Annotated in this window: 20 protein-coding genes; 14 read left to right on the top strand and 6 right to left on the bottom strand. The window is 67.4% G+C overall.

All coding sequences use genetic code 11. The annotated features are described in order from the left end of the window. Positions 1-35: 35 nt before the first annotated feature. A complete protein-coding gene (locus CTB96_RS18660) occupies positions 36-2,186 on the bottom strand; it encodes an alpha-galactosidase (RefSeq protein WP_110128272.1) in 2,151 nt (716 codons plus the stop codon). Between the two features lie 207 nt (positions 2,187-2,393). Between CTB96_RS18660 and CTB96_RS18655 the strand changes: the two genes are divergently transcribed. The 6 genes from CTB96_RS18655 to CTB96_RS18630 are packed head-to-tail and all read left to right on the top strand — an operon-like array spanning position 2,394 to position 10,139. Continuing rightward, entirely contained in the window at positions 2,394-4,079 is a 1,686-nt protein-coding gene (locus tag CTB96_RS18655) for an ABC transporter substrate-binding protein (protein WP_110128271.1), read from the top strand. A 54-nt stretch (positions 4,080-4,133) separates the two neighbouring features. Next, positions 4,134-5,123: an ABC transporter permease gene (locus CTB96_RS18650; RefSeq protein ID WP_110128270.1), complete on the top strand. Its 990-nt coding sequence runs from the start codon at positions 4,134-4,136 to the stop codon at positions 5,121-5,123. Between the two features lie 13 nt (positions 5,124-5,136). Beyond that, entirely contained in the window at positions 5,137-6,168 is a 1,032-nt protein-coding gene (locus CTB96_RS18645) for an ABC transporter permease (protein WP_110128269.1), read from the top strand. Then, positions 6,165-7,064 (top strand): ABC transporter ATP-binding protein, encoded by a 900-nt coding sequence (locus tag CTB96_RS18640; protein WP_110128268.1) that lies wholly within the window; start codon positions 6,165-6,167, stop codon positions 7,062-7,064. Before CTB96_RS18645 ends, CTB96_RS18640 begins: the two co-directional genes overlap by 4 nt. After that, positions 7,061-7,960, top strand: a complete 900-nt coding sequence (locus CTB96_RS18635; RefSeq protein ID WP_110128267.1) for an ABC transporter ATP-binding protein — start codon at positions 7,061-7,063, stop codon at positions 7,958-7,960. Before CTB96_RS18640 ends, CTB96_RS18635 begins: the two co-directional genes overlap by 4 nt. A gap of 34 nt (positions 7,961-7,994) precedes the next feature. Further along, entirely contained in the window at positions 7,995-10,139 is a 2,145-nt protein-coding gene (locus CTB96_RS18630) for a glycoside hydrolase family 36 protein (protein WP_110128266.1), read from the top strand. Between the two features lie 98 nt (positions 10,140-10,237). Here CTB96_RS18630 and CTB96_RS18625 read toward each other — a convergent pair whose 3' ends face one another. Genes CTB96_RS18625 through CTB96_RS18610 form a run of 4 tightly spaced genes read right to left on the bottom strand, consistent with a single transcriptional unit; the run spans position 10,238 to position 14,208 of the window. Then, a complete protein-coding gene (locus tag CTB96_RS18625; RefSeq protein WP_110128265.1) occupies positions 10,238-11,008 on the bottom strand; it encodes an ABC transporter ATP-binding protein in 771 nt (256 codons plus the stop codon). Next, positions 10,995-11,870, bottom strand: a complete 876-nt coding sequence (locus CTB96_RS18620) for an ABC transporter ATP-binding protein (RefSeq protein WP_110128264.1) — start codon at positions 11,868-11,870, stop codon at positions 10,995-10,997. Before CTB96_RS18620 ends, CTB96_RS18625 begins: the two co-directional genes overlap by 14 nt. 37 nt (positions 11,871-11,907) lie before the next feature. Beyond that, positions 11,908-12,888, bottom strand: coding sequence for a branched-chain amino acid ABC transporter permease (locus CTB96_RS18615; protein WP_110128584.1), 981 nt, complete (start codon positions 12,886-12,888; stop codon positions 11,908-11,910). A 12-nt stretch (positions 12,889-12,900) separates the two neighbouring features. Next, on the bottom strand, positions 12,901-14,208 hold the full coding sequence (locus tag CTB96_RS18610; RefSeq protein WP_248283450.1) for a branched-chain amino acid ABC transporter permease: 1,308 nt from the start codon (positions 14,206-14,208) through the stop codon (positions 12,901-12,903). Between the two features lie 234 nt (positions 14,209-14,442). Between CTB96_RS18610 and guaB the strand changes: the two genes are divergently transcribed. The 3 genes from guaB to CTB96_RS18595 all read left to right on the top strand — a co-directional run bounded on the left by guaB (position 14,443) and on the right by CTB96_RS18595 (position 18,947). Next, positions 14,443-15,945: an IMP dehydrogenase gene (gene guaB / locus CTB96_RS18605; RefSeq protein ID WP_110128262.1), complete on the top strand. Its 1,503-nt coding sequence runs from the start codon at positions 14,443-14,445 to the stop codon at positions 15,943-15,945. Between the two features lie 119 nt (positions 15,946-16,064). After that, positions 16,065-17,174, top strand: coding sequence for a GuaB3 family IMP dehydrogenase-related protein (locus tag CTB96_RS18600; RefSeq protein ID WP_110128261.1), 1,110 nt, complete (start codon positions 16,065-16,067; stop codon positions 17,172-17,174). Positions 17,175-17,222: 48 nt separating this feature from the next. Then, positions 17,223-18,947 (top strand): glycerol-3-phosphate dehydrogenase/oxidase, encoded by a 1,725-nt coding sequence (locus CTB96_RS18595; protein WP_181397337.1) that lies wholly within the window; start codon positions 17,223-17,225, stop codon positions 18,945-18,947. A 94-nt stretch (positions 18,948-19,041) separates the two neighbouring features. Here CTB96_RS18595 and CTB96_RS18590 read toward each other — a convergent pair whose 3' ends face one another. Next, positions 19,042-20,016 (bottom strand): hypothetical protein, encoded by a 975-nt coding sequence (locus tag CTB96_RS18590; protein WP_110128259.1) that lies wholly within the window; start codon positions 20,014-20,016, stop codon positions 19,042-19,044. Positions 20,017-20,303: 287 nt separating this feature from the next. Between CTB96_RS18590 and CTB96_RS18585 the strand changes: the two genes are divergently transcribed. The 5 genes from CTB96_RS18585 to guaA are packed head-to-tail and all read left to right on the top strand — an operon-like array spanning position 20,304 to position 25,153. Next, entirely contained in the window at positions 20,304-20,831 is a 528-nt protein-coding gene (locus CTB96_RS18585) for a cation:proton antiporter regulatory subunit (protein ID WP_110128258.1), read from the top strand. 3 nt (positions 20,832-20,834) lie between these two features. Further along, a complete protein-coding gene (locus CTB96_RS18580; protein WP_110128257.1) occupies positions 20,835-22,190 on the top strand; it encodes a cation:proton antiporter in 1,356 nt (451 codons plus the stop codon). Further along, positions 22,187-23,029 (top strand): SURF1 family protein, encoded by an 843-nt coding sequence (locus CTB96_RS18575; protein ID WP_110128256.1) that lies wholly within the window; start codon positions 22,187-22,189, stop codon positions 23,027-23,029. Before CTB96_RS18580 ends, CTB96_RS18575 begins: the two co-directional genes overlap by 4 nt. Before the next feature lie 10 nt (positions 23,030-23,039). Further along, positions 23,040-23,477: a DUF3817 domain-containing protein gene (locus CTB96_RS18570; RefSeq protein ID WP_110128255.1), complete on the top strand. Its 438-nt coding sequence runs from the start codon at positions 23,040-23,042 to the stop codon at positions 23,475-23,477. Next, positions 23,474-25,153, top strand: coding sequence for a glutamine-hydrolyzing GMP synthase (gene guaA / locus CTB96_RS18565; RefSeq protein ID WP_282433152.1), 1,680 nt, complete (start codon positions 23,474-23,476; stop codon positions 25,151-25,153). The genes CTB96_RS18570 and guaA overlap by 4 nt, the downstream gene beginning before the upstream one ends. The last annotated feature ends 402 nt before the right edge of the window (positions 25,154-25,555 follow it).

The raw sequence follows: 25,555 nt of genomic DNA, 5'->3' as shown, positions 1-25,555 counted from the left end.
GCACGTCGGAGCGTCAGGCTCGGCCGGCGGGGCGGTCAGGCGCGGGTGAGGTGCAGCACCACGGCCTGGGCGGGCCAGAGCGCCGGGATCTGCAGGCCGACGGTGCCCAGCACGCTGCCGGGCAGGGTGACCTCGCCGGCGCTCAGCCAGGCCGGCGTGACCCAGCCGTGCAGACTGGGGCCGATCTCCCCGCGCACCCGCACGGTGTACCGGGCCGCCGGGTCGAGGCCGTGCAACCTGATGTGCTCCGGTAGTGAGTCTTCCGTGGTGGCCACGCTCGCCACCGTGTAGACCGCGGCGCTCCGGTCGGGCAGCACAGCGCCGGTCAGGCGCAGGGCACGGTCGCGCAGGTCACCGTGCACAGCGGTGCCGGTGTGGATGATGTGGCGCACCTCCTTGTACAGGGCCGAGAACGCCGCGATGGTCGCCAGCTCGTCCGCGGTGCACTCGGCAATGTTCCACTCGAACCCGGCCGAACCCATCAGGCTGGTCGCCAGCCGGTACGACAGGTCGGTCGCCCGGCCCGAGCTGTGCGCCACCGTGGGCCCGACGTGTCCGCCGACCAGCTCGGGCGGCAACAAGAGCTGGGTCCAGCGCTGGATGTCCTGGCGCTCCACCGGGTCGTTGGAGTCGCTGGCCCACATTCGGTCGGCCACGGCCATCACGCCGAGGTCGGAGCGGGCGCCGCCGCTGGAGCAGGACTCGATCTCCAGCTCCTGGTGCCGGCTCTTGAGCTCGGCGAACAGGCGGTAGGCCGCCAGGGTCTGCTCGTGCACGCCGTACCGGCCCGCGTGCACGGCCTCGATCAGGTCGCGGTTGTGGTCCCACTTGATGAAGTCGATGCCGAGCTCGGTCACCAGGGCATCCATCTGGCCGAGCACGTGCGCGTACGCCGCCGGATTAGCGAGGTCGAGCACGAACTGGGTGCGCCAGGACAACCCGGCGGGAAAGTCGATCCTGGCGGGATCGTGCAACAGCCAATCCGGATGCGCCCGGGCCAGGTCGGAGTCCAGGTTCACCATCTCGGGTTCGAACCACAGCCCGAACTCCATGCCGAGGCCGTGCACGTGCGCGGCCAACGGGCCCAGCCCGTCCGGCCAGACCGCCGGGTCGACCACCCAGTCGCCGAGGCCGGTGGTGTCATCCCGGCGGGAGTGGAACCAGCCGTCGTCGAGCACGAAGCGTTCGATGCCCACTGAGGCCGCCACATCCGCCAGGTTGATCAGGTTGGCCTGATCGTGGTCGAAGTAGACCGCCTCCCAGGTGTTCAGCACCAGCGGGCGCGGCCGCACCGGATGCTGCGGCCGGGCGCGCATGTAGCCGTGGAATCGGTCGGACAGGCCGTCGAGCCCGGCGCCGGACCAGGCGAAGAAGACCACCGGGGTGCTGTAGCCATCTCCGGGTGCCAGCACGATTTCGCTCGGTCGCAGCAGCTCGCCCGCGCCCAGGAGGGTCACGAACTCCGGCCCCCGGTCGGTGCGATAGGTGGTGTCGGCGCTCCAGCCGAGGTGCACGGCCCAGAGCTCGCCGTGTCGGTCGGCCGGGCTGTCGATCGAGGCGATGAGCATCGTGGTGGAGTCGTGGCCGCTGCGCCCTCTGCGGGTCTGCCGGGTGACGGTGCCCCGGGGCAGCGCGGTGGTCTGCGGCGTCTTCTCCCGCGTCCAGCGGCCGGAGAACTCGGTGAGATGGTCGACCGTCTTCGGGGCGGGCAGGGTGGGTTCGAGCCACTCCACCACCAGGGAGCCGGGGGCGGCGTTCTGCAGTTCGTGTCGCACGGTGATCACCCCGCCGGCCTCGATGGCGTAGTGAGCGGTCAGCTCCAATCCCGCTTCTTCGTCGGTCGCGGTCACCACGACCCGGTCGGCGGATGCGGCGACGTCGAGCCCGGTCACGCTCCACCGCGGGAAGACCGGAGCGCCATCGCGGGTGACGAGGACGCCGGGGCGACCGGGCCAGCCATCGGACTCCTGCGGCAGGATCGAGATCTGCCAGGCGGCATCCAGGGTGCCCGGCGGGGTCTGCCGGCTGACCGCGGCGGAGAGCTGGGCGCAGTCGGTCTCACTGAGGTCGCCGAGGTCGTCGCCCCAGTGCAGAACCACCGGCAGACCAGTTTCCGGCTGCTCGAACACCAGGGCGGTGCCGTGGTTTCGCAGCGGTACGAATCGGGGGAGAGCGGTGTCGTGCATGTTTGAGCCTTTCGCTGGATCGCCGTTGACCGCCGCGCGGCGCCGGGTACCCCTGCAGCATAACGACCGGGAGGTCATTTTTCCGAGTAACTTGACTAACTAAATTTAAGGAGCTAGGAATGTCTGTAGGTCGTGCCGACGAGCCCGACAACACAGAGAAGGACCGTCTAGGCACAGCGATGTGGCTGGAAAACGAGAGGATCAAAGATGTTCCTGCACAGTTCACGCACGAGGAGCCTGGCGGTGGCGGCCATCGTCGCAACGGCCGCCCTGGCTCTCACCGGATGCACCTCGTCCGGCTCATCGTCATCGTCGTCTTCGGCCGACACCCTGATCGCCTACACGGGCCAGTCCGGCGATTACCAGATCAACTTCAACCCGTATTCCCCGTCGTCCATCGGTGGCATCGGCACCATCTTCGAGGGCCTGTTCTTCATCACCAACGTCAACTCCGCCCCGTACACCCCGCTGCTCGGCACCGACTACACCTGGAGCGATGACGGCACCCAGCTCGACGTGACCCTGCGCGAGGGCGTGACCTGGTCGGACGGCGAGGCGTTCACCGCCGACGACGTGGTCTTCACCTTCAACATGTTGCTCGACACCCCGTCGATCAACACCGGCGGCTTCGATGGCACCGTCACCGCCGCCGACGACACCCACGTCACTTTCACCTGGACCCACCCGGCCTTCGTCGACGGCCCCACCGTGCTCGGCCGCAGCTACATCGTTCCTGAGCACATCTGGAAAGACGTTGACCCCACCACCGACGTGATGGAGAAGCCGGTCGGAACCGGCGCCTTCGCGCTCACCAACTTCAAGGCGCAGGCGTTCACCCTGTCGGCCAACCCCACCTACTGGGACGGTGAACCCAAGGTAAAGGCCGTTCGTTACCTCTCCCTCTCGGGCAACACCGCCGGGGCGGATGCGCTCGCCGCCGGCACCATCGACTGGCAGACCGGCCCGGTTCCCGACATCAAGAACGTGTCGAAGAACTACCAGGGTTATGACGCCATCACCGTGCCGCAGAACCAGATGATCCTGGCCACCTGCTCCAGCGCCGAGCTGGGCTGCACCGGACCGCAGACCGACCCCGCGGTGCGCCAGGCGATCTACTACGCCATGGACCGCGACCAGGCCAACAGCCTGGCCTTCGAAGACACGGCCAGCGAGATCTCGCCGAGCTTCGCCCTCACCACCAGCCAGTCCGACCTCATCTCCAGCTCGCTGGAGGAGCCGATCGCTCCGAGCTCACCCGACGTCGCCACCTCCGACGCGCTGCTCACCGGCGCCGGCTGGGCCAAGGGCGCCGACGGCATCTACGCGAAGGACGGCGAAAAGCTCTCCCTCACGGTCGAGGTCGTCACCGGCTGGACCGACTACATCACCGCGCTGGACACCATCAAGCAGCAGCTGAAGACCGCGGGCATCGACATCACGGTCGCGCAGTCCTCCTGGAACGAGTGGACCGACAAGAAGGGCAAGGGCAACTACCAGCTGGCCATCGACTCGCTCGGCCAGGGCCCGGCATCCGACCCGTACTACCTCTACAACAACTATTTCAGCACCGCGAACACCGCCGCAGTGGGCACCTCCGTCTCGCTCAACATCGGCCGGTTCAGCGACGCGAATGTGGATGCGGCCCTGACCGTGCTGAAGGCCACCAACCCGGCCGACACCGCGACCCGCCAGGCCCAGTTCGACATCATCCAGGCCAGCATCGTGGAGAACATGCCGTACATCCCGATCATGACCGGCGGCACCACCAGTGAGTTCCACTCCGCCAAGTTCAGCGGATGGCCCACCCTCGATGACCTGTACGCCTTCCCGGCCATCTGGGCATCACCGGACAACTCGCAGATCTTCAAGACGCTCGTTCCCACCGGTAAGTAACCCGGCTCCGGCCGTGTCTGAGGAGAAGTCCGTACCGATGAACAAGGGAACCCGATGAATTACTTTCTGCGAAAGCTTGGCTTCTACGCCATCGCGTTGTGGGCCGCGCTCACGTTGAACTTCATGATTCCCCGTCTGCTGCCGGGTAATCCCGTCGACATCCTGCTCGCCAAGCTGCAACAGCGTGGCGGCATCGTGACGGCGGAAACCCGGCGGGCGTACGAACTTCTCCTCGGCGGCAACTCCGACCAACCGTTGATCGCGCAGTACTGGGACTACTTGGTCAACGTCTTCCACGGTGACCTCGGTGTGTCCGTCACCTATTTCCCCGCCCCGGTCAGCGAGGTCATCGCGGCCTCGCTGCCCTGGACGATCATGCTGGTGGGCATCGCCACCATCCTCTCCACCATCCTCGGAGTGGGTCTCGGCGCGATCGTGGGCTGGAAGCCCGGCACCTGGCTCGACTCGCTCGTGCCGGCCACCACGCTGCTGGCCGCAGTGCCGTACTTCTGGCTCGCGCTGATCCTGGTCTACGCCTTCGCCACCACCTGGCGGCTCTTCCCGGGTCAGGGCGGCTACGACGTGGTGCTCGACCCCGGGTGGAGCTGGGAGTTCATCGGCTCCGCGGTGAAGTACGGCTTCCTGCCGGCGCTGACCATCGTCATCGCCTCCATCGGCGGCTGGCTGCTGGGCATGCGCAACATGATGGTCTCCACCCTCAGTGAGGACTACATCCTCACCGCGGAGGCCAAGGGCCTGCGCAACGGCAAGATCCTGCGCAGCTACGCCGCCCGCAACGCGATGCTGCCCTCGATCGCCGGCTTCGCCATCTCGCTGGGCTTCGTGGTCTCGGGCTCGATCGTCACCGAGCAAGTGTTCTCCTACCCCGGCATCGGTTCCAAGCTGCTCACCGCGGTCACCAACAACGACTACGCACTCATGCAGGGGATCTTCCTCTACATCACCCTCGCCGTGCTCGGCGCGAACCTGGTGGTCGACATCCTCTACGGATTCATCGACCCCCGCACCCGGGCCAAGAGCTGAGAGACGGATAATCATGACCAACCTCACACCGACAACGGAACCGTCGATCGGGGACGCCCCCGACCAGTTGGCCGCCGTCGCCGGGGCGCTGGGCGAGAAGCCTCGCTCCGCCCTCCGGGCCATGCTGCCCACCCTCACCCCCTGGCTTGTCACCGGGCTCACCCTGATCGGGCTGATCGCGCTCTTCGGCATTGTCGGGCCGTTCTTCGTGCAGGATCCCACCGTCATCCGCAACATCGGGTTGACCGCGCCGTCGGCCGACCACATCATGGGCACCACGCAGACCGGGCAGGATGTCTTCGCCCAGCTGGCGTACGCCACCAGGGGCTCCCTCGAGATCGGGCTGCTGGTGGGCGTGCTGGCCACCATCCTCTCCGCCTTCTTCGGCATCCTCGGCGCCTACATCGGCGGGTTCGCCGACGAGGCGTTCTCGTTGTTCTCCAACGTGTTCCTGGTGATTCCCGGCCTGCCGCTGGTGATCGTCATCTCCGGGTTCGTTCCGCCCAAGCAGCGCGGTCTCTGGACCATCGCCGTGGTGCTGGCCATCACCGGCTGGGCGGCATCGTCCCGGGTGTTGCGCGCACAGACCCTCTCGATCCGCAACCGCGACTACGTCAACGCGGCCCGGGTCTCCGGCGAACGGTCGTTCCGGGTCATCGCCGTGGAGATCCTGCCCAACCTGTTGCCCGTGCTGGCCTCCCAGTTCGTCTTCGCGGTGATCGCGGCGATCCTCGCCGAGGCGGGCCTGGCCTTCCTCGGCCTGGGCGCGTCGAACTCGTCGACGCTGGGCACCATGCTGTTCTACGCCCAGAACGGCTTCGCGCTTCCCCTCGGCGCCTGGTGGTGGTTCATCCCGCCGGGGTTGATCATCGCCCTATTCGGCACCGGTCTCTCGCTGATCAACTTCAGCATCGACGAGATCATCAACCCGAGGCTGAAGAACGCCCGGCTCTACCGCAAGCGCAACAAGACGGCGCTGAGGAACGAAGCCGCACGACTCACCTCCGCAGCCCGCACCGGGAAGACCCAGAGGAGCGCATCATGACCCTCACCGTGAACCCGGCCTCACCGGCCGTGCCCCCGACACCGCCGCCGGTGGTGCTCACCGTGCAGAACCTCACCGTGGTCTACGAGGTCGAACGCCCCGTCACCGCCGTCAAGAACGTCAGCCTGGAGCTCGCCCGCGGTGAGATCCTGGGCCTGGCCGGGGAATCCGGCTGCGGCAAGACCACCCTCGCCTACGCCATCAACCGGCTGCACAAACCGCCGGCCAGCATCGCCTCCGGTGAGATCACCTTCCACGACAAGGCCGACGGCGACCTCAACCTGCTCACCCTCGGCGCCGAACAGTTGCGGATGTTCCGCTGGGACAAGCTGTCCATGGTGTTCCAGGGCGCCATGAACGCGCTGAACCCCGTGACCACGGTGCGCGCGCAGCTGGAGGACGTGCTCACCACCCACCGGCCCGAGATGAAGAAGGCCGAACGCCGGGAGCTGGCCGCGAGCGTGCTGCAACTGGTGGGGGTGGACCGGTCCCGGTTGGCCTCCTACGCCCACGAACTCTCCGGCGGCATGCGCCAGCGGGTGATGATCGCCATGGCCCTGCTGCTCGAACCGCAGGTGATGATCATGGACGAACCCACCACCGCCCTCGACGTGGTGGTGCAACGGGAGATCCTCCGCGAGATCGTGCGGCTCCGCGACGAGCTGAACTTCGCCGTGATCTTCATCACCCACGACCTGCCGCTGCTCCTGGAGATCAGTGACCGGATCGCGATCATGCTCGCCGGCGAGATCGTGGAGATCGACACCGCGACGAACATCTACCGCAACCCACAGCATCCGTATACCAAGAAGTTGCTCGGTTCCTTCCCCAGCCTCACCGGCGAACGCGGGTCGTTCATCCGGTCCGGTGTCAACAACAGTGCGGAGCTCTCATGACGAGCATCGAAGTGACCAACCTCAGCAAGCACTTCGTGCTGCGCGAGGGGCTCAAGCGCAATACCCTCAAGGCCGTCGACCGGGTCTCTTTCGACCTGACCCCCGGCCGCACCGTGGCGCTGGTGGGCGAGTCGGGGTCGGGCAAGTCCACCATCGCCCGTATGCTCTCCCGGCTGGAGAAGCCCACCTCCGGCCAGATCAAGGTGACCCTCGACGACGGCACCCAGGTGGGCGGGTCGATCTACCGCCGGCACGTGCAGATGGTGTTCCAGGACCCGTTCGCGTCGCTGAACCCGTTCCACTCGATCGAGCACCACATCGCACGCCCCCTGGTGATCCACCACCGCACCAAGGGGCGGGAGCAGACGCACGAGCGCGTGCTGCAGATGCTCGAGCGGGTGAACCTCACCCCGGCCGGCGACATGGCCGCGCGGCGCCCGCACGAGCTCTCGGGCGGGCAACGGCAGCGGGTGGCCATCGCCAGGGCCCTGGCGCCCGGCGCGCAGGTACTCATCGCCGACGAGCCGGTGTCGATGCTCGACGTGTCGATCCGCCTCGAGGTGCTGAACCTGATGGCCCGGTTGCAGCGTGAGGACAACCTCGCCGTGCTCTACATCACCCACGACCTGGCCACGGCCCGGCACTTCTCCGACGAGATCCTGGTCATGTTCCGCGGCCGAATCGTGGAACGCGGACCCGCCGACGATGTGATCCTCGACCCGCAGCATCCGTACACCAAGCTGCTGGCCCTGGCCGCGCCCGATCCCGAACAGGCCGGCAAGGTGATCGCGACCGAGACCACCTTCGACCACAAGTCGTTCGACAACCAGTCGACGTTCAACCACTACACGCGGGAATGGACCTCCGCCGACGGCGAGGTCCTCGAGCGCGTCTAAGCCGCCCGCGACGCACCCGACACGAGGATCCACCATGACCGAGTTCTCCTGGCGCACGGATGCGCTGCAGCTCACCTTCGGCCACGGCGACGAGGCACCCGTCGCCCTCCGCTCCCTCCGGGCGGCGGGCCTCGATACCGCCGTCGTTGCGGATGACACCGTCAGCCGCCTGGACCAGCCCCTGGTCGAGATCTCGGCCACCGGCCACGGCCGGTTCCCGGGCAGTTTCCGGCACGTGGACACCGTGCTCGGCCGGGCCCTGCGCTACGCCGCACACACCGAGACCACCGCTGAGGGGTTCCGCGAGCTGCGCATCGAGCAGGTCGAGCCCGGCACCGGGTTGCGGGTGACCAGCGTGTTCCGGGCGGATGCGGCGACCGCCGCCTTCCAGACCTGGACCGTCGTCGACCTCGACCCGGAGCTGACACCCGTCGGGGGAGCCCGCCCCACCTCGCTCACCCTCGACTTCGTCTCCACCTTCGCCACCGGCGCGTTCCTGGCCGACACCGGCCGCACGGTCGATGAATTCGACCTGCTCAGCGGGGAGAACGACTGGGTGGCCGAGAGCCGGTGGAGCACGAGGCCGCTCCGCGAAGTGGGCCTGGCCCGCATCGACCGCGACGTGCAGCACCACCCGCCGCGCAGCCGCTGCCTGGTCTCCAACCGGGGGTCGTGGTCCACGGGGGAGCGACTGCCCACCGGGGCGCTGCTCTGCCGGGACGCCGACTACGCCCTGTCCTGGCAGGTGGAGCACAACGGGCCGTGGAGCTACGAGGTCGGCGAGACCCGGCACGGCGCCTACCTGCTCCTGGCCGGTCCCACCGACCAGGAGAACCAGTGGTCCACGGTGATCACCCCCGGGCGCGGCTTCACCTCTGTGCCGGCCTCTGTGGGCATCAGCGGCGGGGGAGTGGATGCGGCGCTCGCCGTGCTCACCGACCAACGCCGCGCCATCCGGTTGCCGCGCGCCGCCGACGCGGCCTCCCCGGTGATCTTCAACGACTACATGAACACCCTGATGGGCGACCCCACCACGGCAAAGCTGCTGCCGCTGATCGACGCCGCCGCGGCCGTGGGCGCTGACTACTTCTGCGTCGACGCCGGCTGGTACGCCGAGGGGCACTGGTGGGACACCGTGGGCGCCTGGGAGCCGGCCGCGAGCCGGTTCCCGAACGGCATCACCGAGGTGATCGACCACATCCGGGCCCGCGGCATGGTCGCCGGTCTCTGGCTCGAACCCGAGGTGATCGGCGTGCACTCCCCGCTCGCCCGTTCCCTGCCCGACGACGCGTTCTTCTCCCGCGGCGGCATCCGGGTGGCCGAGCACGGCCGGCACCACCTCGACCTGCGTTCACCTGCCGCGCGCGCCCACCTCGACGCCGTCGTCGACCGACTGGTCTCCGACTACGGCGTGGGCTTCTTCAAGCTGGACTACAACACCATGGCCGGCCCGGGCACGGATGCCGCCGGCCTCGCTCCCGGCGACGGCCTGCTCGGCCACAACCGGGCGCTGCTCGATTGGCTCGACGCCGTCCAGGCCCGGCATCCGCATCTCCTGATCGAGAACTGCGCATCAGGAGCGATGCGGATGGACTACGCCATGATGAGCCGGCTGCACCTGCAGTCCACCTCGGACCAACAGGACCCGGTGATGTACGCGCCGATCGCCGCTGCCGCACCCGCGTCGCTGCTGCCGGAGCAGGCCGGAAACTGGGCCTACCCGCAGGCGGGTATGCCACCGGAACTGTTCACCTTCTCGCTGGTGAACGCCATCCTCGGCCGTATGTACCTCTCCGGGTATATAAACCAGATGAGCCCGGCCGAGGTCGACCTCGTCGCCGCGGCCGTCACCGCGCAGAAGACCGTGGTCGCCGACATCCACACCTCGCACGCCGTGTGGCCGCTCGGCCTGCCCGGATGGGAGGAGCCCTGGGTGGCCCTGGGCCTGACCGCGCCGGAGGACTCGCTGCGGCTATCGCTCTGGCGTCGTCCGGGCTCCGCAGACACCGTGACGGTGCCGTTGCCGGCGTTCGCCGGCCGCGAGATCGAGGTTCTGCCCTTCTTCCCCGCCCAGCAGCACGGCTGGACCTGGGCCTGGGACGCCGCTGCCGGGCTCCTCACCGTCACGGTGACAGTTCCCGCTCCCACCGCGCGGGTGCTCACCCTGCGCCCGCTCTAGCCGCCCCATAAACGCGAGCTGCCCCGTTCCGGTCGAGTTGCCCTGGTCTACCGGGGCAACCCGTCCGCAACGGGGCAGGTGGGTGGTGCAGAAAAGGGCTAGTCGTCCTGACCCAGGGTGCCCAGGTACAGGCCGATCACCTTGGGGTCGTTCAGCAGCTCACGACCGGTGCCGGTGTAGGCATCCCGGCCCTGGTCGAGCACATAGCCGCGGTCGCAGATCTGCAGGCAGCGGCGGGCGTTCTGCTCCACCATGATCGTGGTCACGCCGGCCTTGTTGATCTCCTTCACGCGCAGGAACGCTTCGTCCTGACGCACGGGGGAGAGACCGGCGCTCGGCTCGTCGAGCAGCAGCACGTGCGGGCCCATCATGAGCGCCCGGGACATCGCCACCATCTGGCGTTCACCACCAGAGAGCGAACCGGCCCGCTGGCCGAGTCGCTTGCGCAGCTCGGGGAAGATCTCGGTCACGAACTCGAGCCGTTCGGCCAGGCCCTTGGGCTTCTGGTACATGCCCATTTCCAGGTTTTCCTGGATGGTGAGCGTGGGGAAGACGTTGTTCGTCTGCGGCACGAAGCCCACCCCCTTGGAGACCAGCTTGTTGGCCTTCAGGTTGGTGATGTTGTCGCCACGCAGCCGGATCTCGCCCTCGCGCACCTTGACCAGGCCGAAGATCGACTTGAGCAGCGTGGACTTGCCGGCGCCGTTCGGGCCGATGATGCCGATCAGCTCACCGTCATAGGCGGTCAGTGAACATTCATTGAGGATGTTGACGCCGGGCACGTAGCCGGCGGTCACGTTCTTGACCTCGACGACGGCGTTCCGCACGGGCGGCGGGGTGGCGTCGATCAGCGGGCTAGAGTTCGTCATCGAGCAGCTCCTTAATGGCTCCGACATGTTCCTTCTCGGCGTCGGGGTCCTCGCCGAGGTCTTCGTCGTGGTGCTGGCCGAGGTACGCGTCGATCACGGCCTGGTTGCGCATCACCTCGTGCGGGTCGCCCTCTGCCACGACCTTGCCCTCGGCCATCACGATCACCCAGTCGGCGATGTGACGCACCATGTGCATGTCGTGCTCGACGAAGAGCACGCTCATGCCTTCGGCCTTGAGGCCCAGGATGTGATCGAGCAGCGACTGGGTCAGCGCCGGGTTCACGCCGGCCATGGGCTCGTCGAGCATCACCAGAGTGGGGTCGCTCATCAGCGCCCGCGCCATTTCGAGGAGCTTGCGCTGCCCGCCGGAGAGGCTGGCCGCGTAGTCGTCCTTCTTGGCGTCGAGCTTGAACTTGGCCAGCAGGTCGAGGGCCTTGACCTTGTTGTCGGCCTCCTGCTTGCGCCACATGAAGGGCAGAATGGCGCGGAACAGGTTCTCGCCGATCTGCGCCTTGGCGCCGAGCAACATGTTGTCCATGACGGTGAGCAGGCCCAGCGCCTTGGTCAGCTGGAAGGTGCGCACCTGGCCCATCCGAGCCACCTTGAACGCCGGCACCCCACCGATCGGGGTGCCCTCGAAGGTCCACGAGCCGGTGTCCGGCTTGTCGAACCCGGTGAGCAGGTTGAACAGGGTGGTCTTGCCGGCGCCGTTGGGGCCGATCAGCGCGGTGATCGCGCCGCGGGGAATCTCGAGGTGCTCGACATCCACCGCCTTGAGGCCGCCGAAGGTGCGGCTGACGCCGTCGACGACGAGGATCGGGTCTTTCTTCTTGCACCCGGGAACAGCTTCCCCGATGTGCATGTCAACGGTCTTGACGGGCTTGGCAGTGGGAACGGTGTTATTTGACAAAAGCCAGCTCCTTCTTGTTTCCGAAGATGCCCTGTGGTCTGTAGATCACGATCAGCATGATCGCCACTCCCACCAGGATGAAGCGCAACTGTCCGGCCTGGATGCTCGACATGAACGGCAGCCAGCCCGCCTCGACGGCCCGGGCGATGAACCCGGAGAAGAACGACAGCAGCACCCAGAAGACCATCGAGCCGATGACCGGGCCGAGGATCGTGGCGGCGCCACCGAGCAGCAGGATCGCGTAGACGAAGAACGTGAGGCTGGTCTGGTAGTTCGACGGCACCACAGCACGCGGCAGCACGAAGATCATGCCGGCGATGGTTCCGAAGACGCCACCGAGGATCAGCGACTGCATCTTGTAGAAGTACACGTTCTTGCCGAGCGCGCGCACGGCATCTTCGTCTTCACGGATGCCCTTGATGACGCGGCCCCACGGGCTGCGCATGATCTGCCAGGTGAAGAGGCAGGCCAGCACCACGACGGACCAGGCCACGATGCGCAGCCACCAGTCGTACGCGTTGTACTCGAAGGGACCGAACCCGTAGGTTCCCGGCGGGATCGGGTTGAGGGCGGCGAAACCACCCTTGTACCCGCTGAGCCCGTTGGCCGAACCGGTGAGCGGTTCGAAGGTGTTCGTCGTGAACAGCAGCCGCACGATTTCGGCGGCCGCGATGGTCACGATGGCCAGATAGTCCGCCCGCAAGCGCAGGGTGGGAATACCCAGGATCAGCGCGAAGATCACGGATGCGCCGATACCGACGAGCACCGATGCCCAGACCGGAAAGCCGAAGCTCAGGGTCGAGATGGCGTAGCCGTAGGCGCCGATGGCCATGAAGCCGGCCTGGCCGAAGTTGAGCAGGCCGGTGTAGCCGAAGTGAATTGCCAGGCCCAGCGCCGCGAGGGCGTAGGCAGCAGTGGTCGGGCTGATCAGCTCGACGGCCGCGTTGCTAAAGATTGCTCCCCAGTCGATCATCGTCAGCCCCTAGCCAATTCTCTCTTTGCGACCCAGGATGCCTTGCGGCCGAAGCAGCAGCACCAGGATCAAAACGACAAGTGCGCCGACGTACTTGAGGTCGGACGGAAGCCAGAGCGTCGACAGTTCGACGAACAGGCCCACAATGATGGAGCCCACCAGGGCGCCGAACGCCGTGCCGAGACCACCGAGGGTCGTGGCCGCGAAGACCAGCAGCAGGATCTGGAAGCCCATGTCCCAGCTGACGCCGGGGCGGAAGTAGGCCCAGAGCACACCGGACAGGCCGGCCAGCGAGCCGCCGACGATCCAGACGATGCGGATGACGCCGTCGACGTCGATGCCGCTGGCCGAAGCCAGGCTGGGGTTGTCGGAAACGGCACGGGTGGCCTTGCCGATGCGAGTGCGCAGCAGGAAGTACGAGACTGCGAGGAGCACGACGATCGAGATCGCCATGCTGCCGATGTCGAGCCAGGACAGCGAGATGGGTCCGAACTTCATGTCGGCCATGCCCGAGCCGGGCAGCTGGCTGGTGCCGCCGCCGTAGAACAGCTGGAAGGTGTACCGCAGCGCCAGCGACAGGCCGATGCTGACGATCATCAGGGGGATCAAACCCACCCCCTTCTTCCGCAACGGTTTCCAGATCGCCGCGTCCAGTCCCCAGCCCAGAGCGCCGCTCAACGCGATGGCGACCAGGATGGCGAGCCAGATCGGCACGCCCATGGTCACCGACAGGGTGAGTGTGGCCAGAGCACCGAAGGTGATCATCTCGGCGTGGGCGAAGTTGCTCAGGCCCGTGGTGCCGAAGATGAGCGACATTCCGATCGCGGCCAGGGCGAGCAGCAGGCCGAAGTTGAGGCCGTTGACGAACCGGTTCACGAACTGGTCGAAGAAGCTCACCGTGGTGCGCTCTCCCTCACCGAGGAAGAAGTTCACCGATTTCACCTTGGTCAGGCCGAACTCGGCATCGATGGTCGACCCGCCCTTGGCGACAACGACCCCCTTGGGCAGCGTGTCCTCGTCGAGGGTGACCGTGTAGGCCTCCTTCTCGGGAACACCGATGCGCCACTTGCCGTCGGCGTCGGTGACAACCTCTGCCTCGTAGCCGGAGCCTTCGACCGAGATGAGCACGTCTTCGATGGGTTCACCGTCGAATTGCACGTTGCCGGCGATGACGTAGTCGTATTGGTCCGTGTTGATCTCGTCAGCCTGAGCGGCCCCCGCACCGAGTGTGGAGAAGGTCAGGGCTGTCAGAAGCAGGCCGAGTAGAAGCACCAGCTTCCTCGGCTTGAATTTGCGAACAGCGTATGTATTGTTCACTGCACCTCCATGGCGGCACCGTCGGTGCGTATTCGAGCTGGCACGGACTGACCTGCCAGCGACGTTGCTGACAGTACGTGCCGATTATGTCGCATATGTTTCGTGGGACGTGTTTGCGCCATCGATTTTCGTGCAAGGAATGCGCGGGGCGAGATCTCGCTTAACATTGATTACCGGTTACATCTTTTGGATTTCCGGACTTTTTTCCTTATCCGCGAATGCAAAAGGGGTTTCATGGATCAGCCAGATCCGTTCGGTTTCACTGGACTCACCTACGACGACGTGCTCCTGCTGCCTGGACACACCGACGTAATTCCGAGCGAGGCAGAGACAAAGTCCCGGCTAACCCGCAGAATCAGCGTCGCGACGCCGCTGCTCTCCGCCGCGATGGACACCGTCACCGAGACCCGCATGGCTATCGCCATGGCTCGGGAAGGTGGGCTGGGCATCCTGCACCGCAACCTGTCGATTGCAGACCAGGCCGAGCAGGTCGACCTCGTCAAGCGCAGCGAATCCGGCATGATTACCAATCCGGTAACGACTTCGCCCGATGCCACCGTTGCGGAGGTTGACGCCCTGTGTGGGCAGTTCCGCATCAGTGGGCTCCCGGTCGTGGACAACGACGGTGTGCTCGTCGGCATCATCACCAACCGCGACATGCGCTTCGTCTCCACCGTGCAGAAGCACACCATGAAGGTGCGCGAGGTCATGACCAAGGCTCCGCTCATCACCGGCAAGGTCGGCATGGCGCCGATGGATGCCGTGGCGATCTTCGCCACCCACAAGATCGAGAAGCTGCCGCTTGTCGACGACGCCGGCCGCCTCACCGGCCTCATCACCGTCAAGGACTTCGACAAGAGCGAGGAATACCCCAACGCGACCAAGGACGACGCCGGGCGTCTGCGGGTCGGCGCGGCCATCGGCTTCTTCGGTGACGCCTGGCAGCGTGCCACCACCCTGCTCGACGCCGGTGTGGACGTGCTCGTGGTCGATACCGCCAATGGCGACAGCGCCGGAGTGCTGGAGATCATCCGGCGCCTGAAGAAGGACAAGGCCTTCGCCGACGTCGACGTGATCGGCGGCAACGTCGCCACCCGCTCCGGCGCGCAGGCGCTGGTGGATGCCGGTGCTGACGCCATCAAGGTGGGCGTGGGCCCCGGCTCGATCTGCACCACCCGCATCGTGGCCGGCGTGGGTGTGCCCCAGGTCACCGCGGTGTACCAGGCGTCACTCGCCGCCCGCGAGAGCGGCGTGCCGGTGATCGCGGATGGTGGCCTGCAGTATTCCGGTGACATCGCCAAGGCGCTCGTCGCCGGCGCCGACACCGTGATGCTCGGCTCCCTCCTGGCCGGCTGCGACGAGAGCCCGGGCGAACTGGTCTTCGTGAACGGCAAGCAGTTCAAGACCTACCGTGGCATGGGCTCGCTCGGCGCGCTGCAGACCCGCGGCAACAAGACCTCCTACTCCAAGGACCGCTACTTCCAGTCGGACGTGCCCAGCGACGACAAGCTCATCCCCGAGGGCATCGAGGGCCAGGTGCCTTACCGCGGCCCGGTGTCCGCGGTGGCATACCAGCTCATCGGCGGCCTCCGCCAGTCCATGTTCTACGTGGGTGCCCGCACCATCGAGGAACTGAAGAACAAGGGCAAGTTCGTGCGGATCACCGCCGCCGGACTCAAGGAGAGCCACCCGCACGACGTGCAGATCGTGGTCGAGGCCCCGAACTACCGCCGCTAACCCCCGCGAACCGTGAGTTAAGCCCCGAAAACGTCGAGTTTTCGGGGCTTTTCTCACAGCTCGCGGAGGGTGGGGGCCGCGGGCTGAGGGCGCGCCCAGACTAAACTGGGCTTGTGAGTATGGAAATTGAGATCGGCCGGTCCAAGCGCGCACGGCGTGTATACGCCTTTGACGACATCGCGGTGGTGCCGTCTCGGCGCACCCGTGACCCGGAGGATGTGTCGGTCGGCTGGTCCATCGACGCCTACCAATTCGACATCCCGTTCCTCGCCGCCCCGATGGACTCCGTCGTCTCGCCGACCACGGCGATCATGATGGGCAAGCTCGGCGGACTGGGTGTGCTCGACCTCGAGGGCCTCTGGACCCGGTACGAGAACCCCGAGCCCCTGCTCGCCGAGATTCGCAGCCTGCCCGCCGACAAGACCACCGCGCGCATGCAGGAGATCTACGCCGAGCCGATCAAGCCCAGCCTGGTCACCGAGCGTCTCGCCGAGATCCGCGCTGCCGGAGTCACCGTCGCCGGCGCCCTGTCGCCGCAGCGCACCCAGGAGCTGTACGAGACCGTCGTCGCCGCCGGCGTCGACCTGTTCGTCATCCGTGGCACCACCGTCTCGGCCGAGCACGTCTCCCGCAACCAGGAGCCGCTCAACCTCAAGAAGTTCATCTACGACCTCGACGTGCCCGTGATCGTGGGCGGCGCCGCCACCTACACCGCGGCGCTGCACCTGATGCGCACCGGAGCGGCTGGCGTGCTCGTCGGCTTCGGCGGCGGCGCGGCCTCCACGACCCGCACCAGCCTCGGCATCCACGCCCCGATGGCCACCGCCGTGGCCGACGTCGCCGGCGCCCGCCGCGACTACATGGACGAGTCCGGCGGACGCTACGTGCACGTGATCGCCGACGGCGGCCTCAGCACCTCCGGCGACATCGTCAAGGCGATAGCCTGCGGTGCGGATGCCGTGATGCTCGGCACCGCCCTCGCCCGCGCCACCGACGCCCCCGGCGGCGGCTTCCACTGGGGAGCCGAAGCACACCACTCGCAGCTGCCCCGCGGCAAGCGCGTCGAGGTCGGCACCGTCGCCCCGCTCGAGGCGATCCTCTACGGACCGGCCTCCGCGGCCGACGGCACCGCCAACTTGGTCGGCGCGCTGCGCCGCTCGATGGCCACCACCGGATACAGCGGAATCAAAGAATTTCAGCGGGTAGAGGTAGTTGTCGCGCCGTACTGAGTGAACTAGCGTCGAAGCAAGCACCATCGATGTCGAGGGAGTTTGCAGATGACGCACGATAATTCGGTGACACGGTCCAACAAGCTTGGGCCTGAGGAACGCGCGGCGGCGATCGAGCGGCTGAAGTCCAAGGAAGTCGACATCCTGGTTGTCGGTGGTGGGATCGTAGGCACCGGCGCCGCGCTGGATGCCGTCACCCGCGGCCTCAGCGTCGGCATCCTCGAGGCACGCGACTGGGCATCCGGCACCTCCAGCCGGTCGTCGAAGCTGGTGCACGGCGGCATCCGCTATCTCGAACAGCTCGACTTCCGCCTGGTGCGGGAGGCCCTCACCGAACGTGGCCTGCTGCTGAAGACCATCGCGCCGCACCTGGTCAAGCCCGTGCGTTTTCTCTATCCGCTGAAGAAGCGGGTCACCGAGCGCGCCTATGTGGGTGCCGGCATGCTGCTCTATGACGTACTGAGCTACCTGGGTGGCCGGCCGGGTGTGCCGCACCACCAGCACCTCAGCCGCGGCCAGGTGCAGAAGCTGGTGCCGAGCCTGAACCACAACGCCCTGGTCGGCGGCATCACCTACTACGACGCCCAGGTCGACGACGCCCTCTATGTGGCCTCACTCGCCCGCACTGCCTCCTTCTACGGCGCCCACGCCGCCAGCCGAGTGCGGGTGGAAGGCTTCATCAAGGTGGGCGAACGGGTCGTCGGCGTCCAAGCCCACGACCTGCAGACCGGCGAACGGTTCGAGGTGCGCGCCAAGCAGGTGGTCAACGCCACCGGCGTCTGGACCGACGACACCCAGCGGATGGTGGGGGAGCGAGGCACCTTCAAGGTGCGCGCCTCCAAGGGCATTCACCTGGTCGTGCCGCGAGACCGATTCCAATCCGCGATGGGTTTGCTGCTCCGCACCGAGAAGAGCGTGCTCTTTGTCATCCCCTGGGGTCGGCACTGGCTGATCGGCACCACCGACACCGACTGGCACCTCGACAAGGCGCATCCGGCCGCCACGGCCGCCGACATCGACTACCTGCTCGAGCACGTGAACTCGGTGCTGCAGGTTCCGCTCACCCGGGAAGACGTGGAGGGCGTCTACGCGGGCCTCCGGCCACTGCTGGCGGGGGAGAGCGAGCAGACCTCCAAGCTCTCCCGGGAGCACCTGGTGGGGCACTCGGTGCCCGGCCTGGTCGTGATCGCCGGCGGCAAGTGGACCACCTACCGGGTGATGGCCAAGGACGCGATCGACGCGGCAGTGGATGCGCTCGACGGGCTGGTGCCGCCGTCCACCACCAAGGAGATCCCGCTGCTCGGCGCGGAGGGCTACCGGGCGGCCTGGAACAAGCGCAGCAAGATCGCGCACGCGTTCAACCTGCACACCGTGCGGATGGAGCACCTGCTCAACCGCTACGGCACCCTCACCGACGAGCTCCTCGACCTGATCAAGGAGAACCCCGCGCTCGCCGACCCGCTGCCCGGCGCCGACGACTACATTCAGGCCGAGGTTGTCTACGCGGCCACTCACCTGGGCGCCTTGCACCTCGAGGACGTACTCGCCCGGCGCACCCGCATCTCAATCGAAGCCTGGGACCGCGGGGTGTCCGCGGCCCCGGTCGCGGCCCGCTTGCTTGCCGATGTGCTCGGCTGGGACACCGACCGAGAAGAGCACGAGGTGGCGACCTACCTGCAACGCGTGGCCTCCGAGCGGGAGTCGCAGACCCAGCCCGACGACGAGTCCGCCGACCGGGTGCGGCTGGAGGCACCGGACATCGTCACCAACTGACCGGACGCTGTCGACCGCACCTCGTATGGCTGGATGATCCTCCTATAGCGGGCTCATCCAGCCAGGCGGGGCACACCGGGTGCCTGCGCGAGGTCTAGCGAGCTCGGGGAATACCGTTGCGCGTGAGAAGGTCGCCGAGCGCCGAGAGGGAGGTAGCGACCGGCCAATCCCAGCGGAAGACACCCAGCCCCAGTGCACGCAGCCTGTCTTCCCGGATCTTCTCGGCGATGACGATGTCGGCAGTGGGGCGCCCGCCGGTGAACTCGTCGCGTAGGTACTTGCCGAGCCCGTCGAACTCGCCGACGGAACCCACGCCGCGCCAGAAGAAGTCCGTGAACCCGATCAGGCCGTCGCGATCCCAGTGCGACACCTGCAACTCGGGCAGGAGAAAGCCCAGCATGAAGATGCCGGCCCGGCTGATCGACTCCCCGGGTGAGCCTGATAGCGGCGACGCGAACTCCAGCACCCGCCGCGCCGCCGTTCGGCCGGGAACCCGGCCGAGCTGGCCGAAGGCCCGTTCCAGTTCCGCGATGGTGGTCAGCGCGTGCCCCTCCCGTGGCTCGTGGATCGCCTTATCCATCACCGCAACGGCTTGGCCGAACCGGAGCACTCTGGCCAGCGCCACCGCCGTGGCGGCGACGGACGTCACTCGGAGTCCATCGTGCACGGTGACGTCAAGGTCATGTTCTTGCGTATGGCGCACCACGCCGTGGCGAGTGCGGCCCCCGGCTGCCGCCGCGGTGGACCAATGGATCTCCGGTGGCCAGGCACCGACGATCGGCAAGCCCCAGAGGGCCGCTGCCGACACATGCGAGTACACCACAGGCTCCTCAGCGACTACGGCGTGAGCATGGATGCGCCGGAGGTAGCGCTCATCCGGGCCGAGGGCATCCCACTCGGAGGAGAGCACATACACGCCGCGGCGTAGGCGGACGACGGTGTGACGGTCGAACTCCCGGCGGAGTTCGTGCTGGAGGCCGACCCGCGCCACGTCGCCAGCCAGGATGAGCCCCCTATTGCCGGACAGCGCTGCGAGGACGTGCAAGGTGGTCGTTGATGTGGTGTCCATGCGGACAGATTTCCAGAGCGTGCGGAGAGCGGCGGCGGGCGGGTCGCATCTGTGCACTTCTGCTCACAGGCATGGCCTGTGCAGTGCGCCCGCTCTCGCTGGATGAGCCCCCCATAGCAGGGTCATCGGGCAAGAAGAGGCGCACCCGGCCCCGCGGAGGACATGCACCGAGCACCGGCGCGAGCGGGCACGGGGCGCACCGGATGCGGCGGCGCCGGCCCCAGGTCAACCGGGCGAAACCCTCCGGTAGAATAGATAGACCGCCCACAAGCCTCAGGAGTCGCACCATGGTTGACGTTCGACGGGTCAAGCTCCCCGGTGTCGGTGTGCTGCACACCTTCATCACCGATGACGGCGGCAAGGTGGGCGTGATCGCACACCGCTCCGGCCACAGCGACCTCATCACCTTCGCCGATGACGAGGGCGGCCCCGACGCCAGCAAGGTGTCCCTACGCCTGAGCGAAGACGAGGCGCACACCCTCGCCGAACTGCTCGGCGGCACCCAGATCACCGAGTCGCTCACCGCGCTCGACCAGATCCCCGGGCTCAGCATCGACTGGTTCACGGTCGATTACGAGGACCACATCGCCGGCCAGGCACTCGGCAATCCCGCCGAACGCGGCATCGCTGGGCTCACCGTCGTGGCAGTGGTGCGCGGGGAATCCGCGAACCCGGCCCCGGCTCCCGACTTCAAGGTCTTCCCCGGCGACACCCTCGTCGTGGCCGGCTCGCCCGAGAAGGTGGCGAAGGCGTTCGCCTTCTTCCGCACCGGCGCGATCACCGCGAAGACCGTCGACTCTCCGCCCGGAGGTTGACCGATGCACCTCGGTGAAGACCTCATCACCCTGGGCATCCTGCTGGTGGTTGCCTACGGCTTGGGCCGCCTGGGCAAACTGATCGGCCTGCCGTCGATCCCGATCTACATGATCGTGGGCCTCATGGCCAGCCCGTACAGCGGATGGTTCCCGCTCGACTTCCAATCCGCCGACATCGAACTGATCGCCGTCTTCGGCCTCATCCTGTTGCTGTTCAGTCTGGGCCTCGAGTTTGACCAGGACGCCTTCTTCGGCGACGCCGGAAAACTGTTGATCTCCGGCGGCTCCTACATCCTGATCAACATGGGCGCTGGCTTTGCCTTCGGCATCATGGTGGGCTGGGGAACCCGGGAGGCCCTCGTCATCGCGGGCATGACCGGCACCTCCTCCAGCGCCATCATCACCAAGTTGCTGATCGAACTGCGAAGGCTGGCGAACAAGGAGACCCCGATGATCCTCGGGGTCACCGTGGTCGGTGACATCTTCATCGCCGTCTACCTCGCCATCGTCTCAGTTGTGCTCAGCGGCGAGACCGAGATCTGGCCGATCGTGCTGCAGCTGGCGATCGCGTTCCTGTTCCTGGTGGTGATGTTCTCCGTCGCCCGGTGGGGCGGCCGGGTGGTCTCCAAGCTGATGCGCACCAAAGACGACGAACTGTTCACCATCCTGTTCTTCGGCCTCGCCGTGCTGTTCGCCGGCATCGGCGAGATCATCGGCGTCACCGACGCCATCGGTGCCTTCCTCATCGGCGTGGTGCTCGGCGCCAGCACCTACCGAGGCCGCATCGAACGGGTCGCCGTGCCGCTGCGCGACGTGTTCGGCGCGTTCTTCTTCCTCAACTTCGGCCTGGCGCTCAATGTGGCCGAGTTCGGCTCGGTGATCGGCGTGGTGCTGATCGCCATCGTGCTGACGTTCGTGCTCAGCCTGGGCTCGGGCATGCTGCTGGCCCGGATGCATCAGATGGGCATCCGCGAAGGCCTCAACACCGCCGCGATCTTCGTCAACCGCGGGGAGTTCACCCTGATCCTGGCGACCCTCTCGGTGAGCGCCGGCCTCGATGCGCGCCTGCAACCCTTTGCCGGTCTGTACGTGCTCACCATGGCCATCCTCGGTCCGCTCTTCACCGCCAACTCGGAGAAGATCGGCGCCGCGCTCGGCCGCCGGTCGAAGGCCAAGCATCCGCCGACCCGCTCGCCCGAGCGCGACGCCATGCGTGCGGAGGAGATCGCCCTGGTCGAGGCGGCCACCCAGGAGCAGAAAACCGGAGACCCGATGATGGACTTCATCTCTGACACCTACCCGAAGACCACGAAGCCCGACAAGGCCGACGCCGACGACCGCACCGGGGACTACTCATGATCGGCATGATGCTGCGCCCGCGCTGGATCGCGGCCCTGGTGCTGGCGCTGGCCATCGCCGCCGGTTTCGCCCTGCTCGGCCAGTGGCAGCTGGACCGTGCCATCAGTTCGGGTGAGGTCGTGGAGCGCAGCACCGAGACCGTGCAGCCGCTCACCGAGATCGTGACCCCGGATGGCCCGCCCCGGCAGATCGCGGAAGGCCAGATGGTCGAGACCAGCGGTTCGTTCGTGGCCGGTGACGAGCAGATCATCAGCGGCCGGCACAACGGCGGCGAGACCGGGTACTGGGTGGTCAGCCACTTCGTCACCGCCGAAGGTGCCAGCATCGCGGTCGCCCGCGGCTGGACCGCGGACGCCGATACCGCCGCCGCCGTGCGCGACCGGCTCGCCTCACAAATGAGCATCGCATCGCTGCAGCCGCTGACCGGACGGTTCCTGCCTTCCGAAGCGCCCGAGGTGCCCGCCGATGGCGTCGACCCGCACACGATGACCACCGTCTCCACCGCGGCGCTGATCAACCTCTGGGCCAACTGGAGCGACCAGTCGGTCTACCAGGGCTACATCGTCGACTCCGCCGCGCCCGACGGCCTCGTCGCCATCGACTCCCCGGAGCCCGTGGTCGAGGTGCCCCTGAACTGGCTGAACATCTTCTACGCCCTCGAATGGGCCGTCTTCGCCGGCTTCGCCGTGTTCCTCTGGTACCGCCTGGTGCGGGATGCCTGGGAACGCGAACTCGAGGAAGCCGAACTTGCCGCGGCCGACAGGGATGGCGACAGCGGGGAAGACCCCGCCGGCGGCACCGACGCTCCCGCCGAGCGACCGCACGCGAAGGCCCCGTAGAATTAGCCCTATGCCACTTGAACCCAAGCCTGCCGACCTGCCCAGAATCCCCGGGGCCCTACGGCTGTACCAGGTCTCGTCGATCATCACCGGTGTCTTCCTCCTGCTGCTCTGCGTCGAGGTGATCCTCAAGTTCGTCTTCCAGTACGAGCTCGAGATCGGCGGCCCGAACGGTTTCCTCGCGCTCGTCGCCCGCGACACCGTGACCGCCTTCAACCTGAGCACCGCGATCCTGATCGTGCACGGCTGGTTCTACGTTCTCTACCTGTTTGCCGACTTCCGCCTGTGGAGCATCATGCGCTGGCCGTTCGCGACCTTCCTGCTGATCGCCCTCGGTGGCATCATCCCGTTCCTGTCCTTCTTCCTGGAGGTACGGATCGGCAACCGGGTCAAGTCCTACCTCGCCGCGCATACCGCGGCACCGATCGAAAGCGGAGCCCGAGCATGAGTGTCGTCAACCCGATGGATGTTGTGGGCGCCGACGGCGCAGAAGGTGCGGAAGGTCTCGAGAACCTGCTCGGCACCGAGACCGCGTCTGCCGACGTGGAACCGGCCGGCACCAGCCGCCCGGTGCTCGTGGTGGACTTCGGTGCGCAGTACGCGCAGCTGATCGCCCGACGGGTGCGCGAAGCATCCGTGTACTCGGAGATCGTGGCGCACTCGATCACGGCTGCCGAAGTCGTGGCCAAGAACCCGATCGGCATCGTGCTCTCCGGCGGACCGTCCAGCGTCTACGCGGAGGGCGCGCCGGCATTCGACGCGGCCATCTTCGACCTCGGCATTCCGGTGCTGGGCATTTGCTACGGCTTCCAGGTGATGGCCACCGCCCTCGGCGGCGAGGTCTCGCACACCGGCCAGCGCGAGTACGGCTCCACCCCGGTCGTCGTCGCCGACAGCGTGAACGCGCTGCTCGCCGACCAGCCGGTGGAGCAGACCGTGTGGATGAGCCACGGCGACTCCGTCTCCAAGGCGCCCGACGGCTTCACCGTCCTGGCGTCCACCACGTCTACTCCGGTGGCCGCGTTCGCCAACGACGAGCGCCGCCTCTACGGTGTGCAGTGGCACCCGGAGGTCAAGCACTCCGAGCACGGCCAGCACGTGATCGAGAGCTTCCTGCACCGCGCCGCCGGCATCCCCGCCGACTGGAACAGCGGCAACGTCATCGCCGAGCAGGTCGCCAAGATCCGCGCCCAGGTGGGCACCGGCAAGGTCATCTGCGGCCTGTCCGGCGGCGTCGACTCCGCCGTCGCGGCCGCCCTGGTGCACAAGGCCATCGGCGACCAGTTGGTCTGCGTCTTCGTCGACCACGGCCTGCTGCGCGAAGACGAGCGCCGCCAGGTCGAGGAGGACTACGTCAAGTCCACCGGTGTGCGCCTGGTGACCGTGGATGTGCGCGAGCAGTTCATCCAGGCCCTCGCCGGTGTCAGCGACCCGGAGACCAAGCGCAAGATCATCGGTCGCGAGTTCATCCGCACCTTCGAGCAGGCCCAGGCCGAGCTGATCAAGGAGTCCGCCGAGATCGACGGCGACCCGATCCGCTTCCTGGTGCAGGGCACCCTGTACCCCGACGTGGTCGAGTCCGGCGGCGGCAGCGGCACCGCCAACATCAAGAGCCACCACAACGTGGGCGGGCTGCCCGAAGACCTGCAGTTCGAGCTCGTCGAGCCGCTGCGCGCCCTGTTCAAGGACGAGGTACGTGCCGTCGGCGCCGAGCTGGGCCTGCCGGCCGAGATCGTGCAGCGCCAGCCGTTCCCCGGACCTGGCCTCGGCATCCGCATCGTCGGTGAGGTCACCCAGGAGCGTCTGGACCTGCTCCGCCAGGCGGATGCGATCGTGCGCTTCGAACTGACCGCCGCGGGCCTGGACCGCGAGATCTGGCAGTGCCCGGTGGTGTTGCTCGCCGACGTGCGCTCGGTGGGCGTGCAGGGTGACGGCCGCACCTACGGCCACCCGATCGTGCTGCGCCCGGTGTCCAGCGAAGACGCCATGACCGCCGACTGGACTCGCCTGCCGTACGACCTGCTCGCGAAGATCTCCAACCGCATCACCAACGAGGTCGACGGGGTCAACCGCGTGGTACTCGACGTCACGTCGAAGCCGCCGGGGACCATCGAATGGGAGTAGGCCCCGAGCCGCTCCCGTAGTCGCCGGAAGCACCCTGCCCTCGTGGCCGGGTGCTTCCGTCGTTAAGCGGGGGCGCGGTCTGGTGGCGGCGCCGGGCACCTCATCCGCCGTTGCGCGGGTCTGGCGCCGTTGCGCGGGCTGCGCGCCACCCGCGAAGCGGCGCGGCACCCGTGCACCTTGACTGGTGGCGACGGGCGCGGCCGGCGCGGCGAGGCCAGCCAGAGGGAGCGTCTCGCGCGGCGGCATCCGCTCGACGTGGGGGGCGGATGCAGGTGCGCGGGTCGGGCGCCGTTGCGCGGGCTGCGGGCCACCCGCGAAGCGGCGCGGCACCCGCGCAGCTCGGATGGCGGTGCCGGCGAGGTGACGGCGCGCCGCTACGGAACGGCGCCGTGCCCGCCGCGT

It is taken from the genome of Cryobacterium arcticum (assembly GCF_003185895.1).
Taxonomy (GTDB): domain Bacteria; phylum Actinomycetota; class Actinomycetes; order Actinomycetales; family Microbacteriaceae; genus Cryobacterium; species Cryobacterium arcticum.
The sequence above is the reverse complement of the archived record's forward strand: the minus strand, read 5'-3'. Positions and strand labels throughout refer to the sequence as shown.

Coding starts and splice junctions, on each gene's coding strand:
- CTB96_RS18660 (WP_110128272.1), bottom strand. CDS start 2,186: ATGCACGACACCGCTCTCCCCCGATTCGTACCGCTGCGAAACCACGGC.
- CTB96_RS18655 (WP_110128271.1), top strand. CDS start 2,394: ATGTTCCTGCACAGTTCACGCACGAGGAGCCTGGCGGTGGCGGCCATC.
- CTB96_RS18650 (WP_110128270.1), top strand. CDS start 4,134: ATGAATTACTTTCTGCGAAAGCTTGGCTTCTACGCCATCGCGTTGTGG.
- CTB96_RS18645 (WP_110128269.1), top strand. CDS start 5,137: ATGACCAACCTCACACCGACAACGGAACCGTCGATCGGGGACGCCCCC.
- CTB96_RS18640 (WP_110128268.1), top strand. CDS start 6,165: ATGACCCTCACCGTGAACCCGGCCTCACCGGCCGTGCCCCCGACACCG.
- CTB96_RS18635 (WP_110128267.1), top strand. CDS start 7,061: ATGACGAGCATCGAAGTGACCAACCTCAGCAAGCACTTCGTGCTGCGC.
- CTB96_RS18630 (WP_110128266.1), top strand. CDS start 7,995: ATGACCGAGTTCTCCTGGCGCACGGATGCGCTGCAGCTCACCTTCGGC.
- CTB96_RS18625 (WP_110128265.1), bottom strand. CDS start 11,008: ATGACGAACTCTAGCCCGCTGATCGACGCCACCCCGCCGCCCGTGCGG.
- CTB96_RS18620 (WP_110128264.1), bottom strand. CDS start 11,870: ATGCACATCGGGGAAGCTGTTCCCGGGTGCAAGAAGAAAGACCCGATC.
- guaB (WP_110128262.1), top strand. CDS start 14,443: ATGGATCAGCCAGATCCGTTCGGTTTCACTGGACTCACCTACGACGAC.
- CTB96_RS18600 (WP_110128261.1), top strand. CDS start 16,065: ATGGAAATTGAGATCGGCCGGTCCAAGCGCGCACGGCGTGTATACGCC.
- CTB96_RS18595 (WP_181397337.1), top strand. CDS start 17,223: ATGACGCACGATAATTCGGTGACACGGTCCAACAAGCTTGGGCCTGAG.
- CTB96_RS18590 (WP_110128259.1), bottom strand. CDS start 20,016: ATGGACACCACATCAACGACCACCTTGCACGTCCTCGCAGCGCTGTCC.
- CTB96_RS18585 (WP_110128258.1), top strand. CDS start 20,304: ATGGTTGACGTTCGACGGGTCAAGCTCCCCGGTGTCGGTGTGCTGCAC.
- CTB96_RS18580 (WP_110128257.1), top strand. CDS start 20,835: ATGCACCTCGGTGAAGACCTCATCACCCTGGGCATCCTGCTGGTGGTT.
- CTB96_RS18575 (WP_110128256.1), top strand. CDS start 22,187: ATGATCGGCATGATGCTGCGCCCGCGCTGGATCGCGGCCCTGGTGCTG.
- CTB96_RS18570 (WP_110128255.1), top strand. CDS start 23,040: ATGCCACTTGAACCCAAGCCTGCCGACCTGCCCAGAATCCCCGGGGCC.
- guaA (WP_282433152.1), top strand. CDS start 23,474: ATGAGTGTCGTCAACCCGATGGATGTTGTGGGCGCCGACGGCGCAGAA.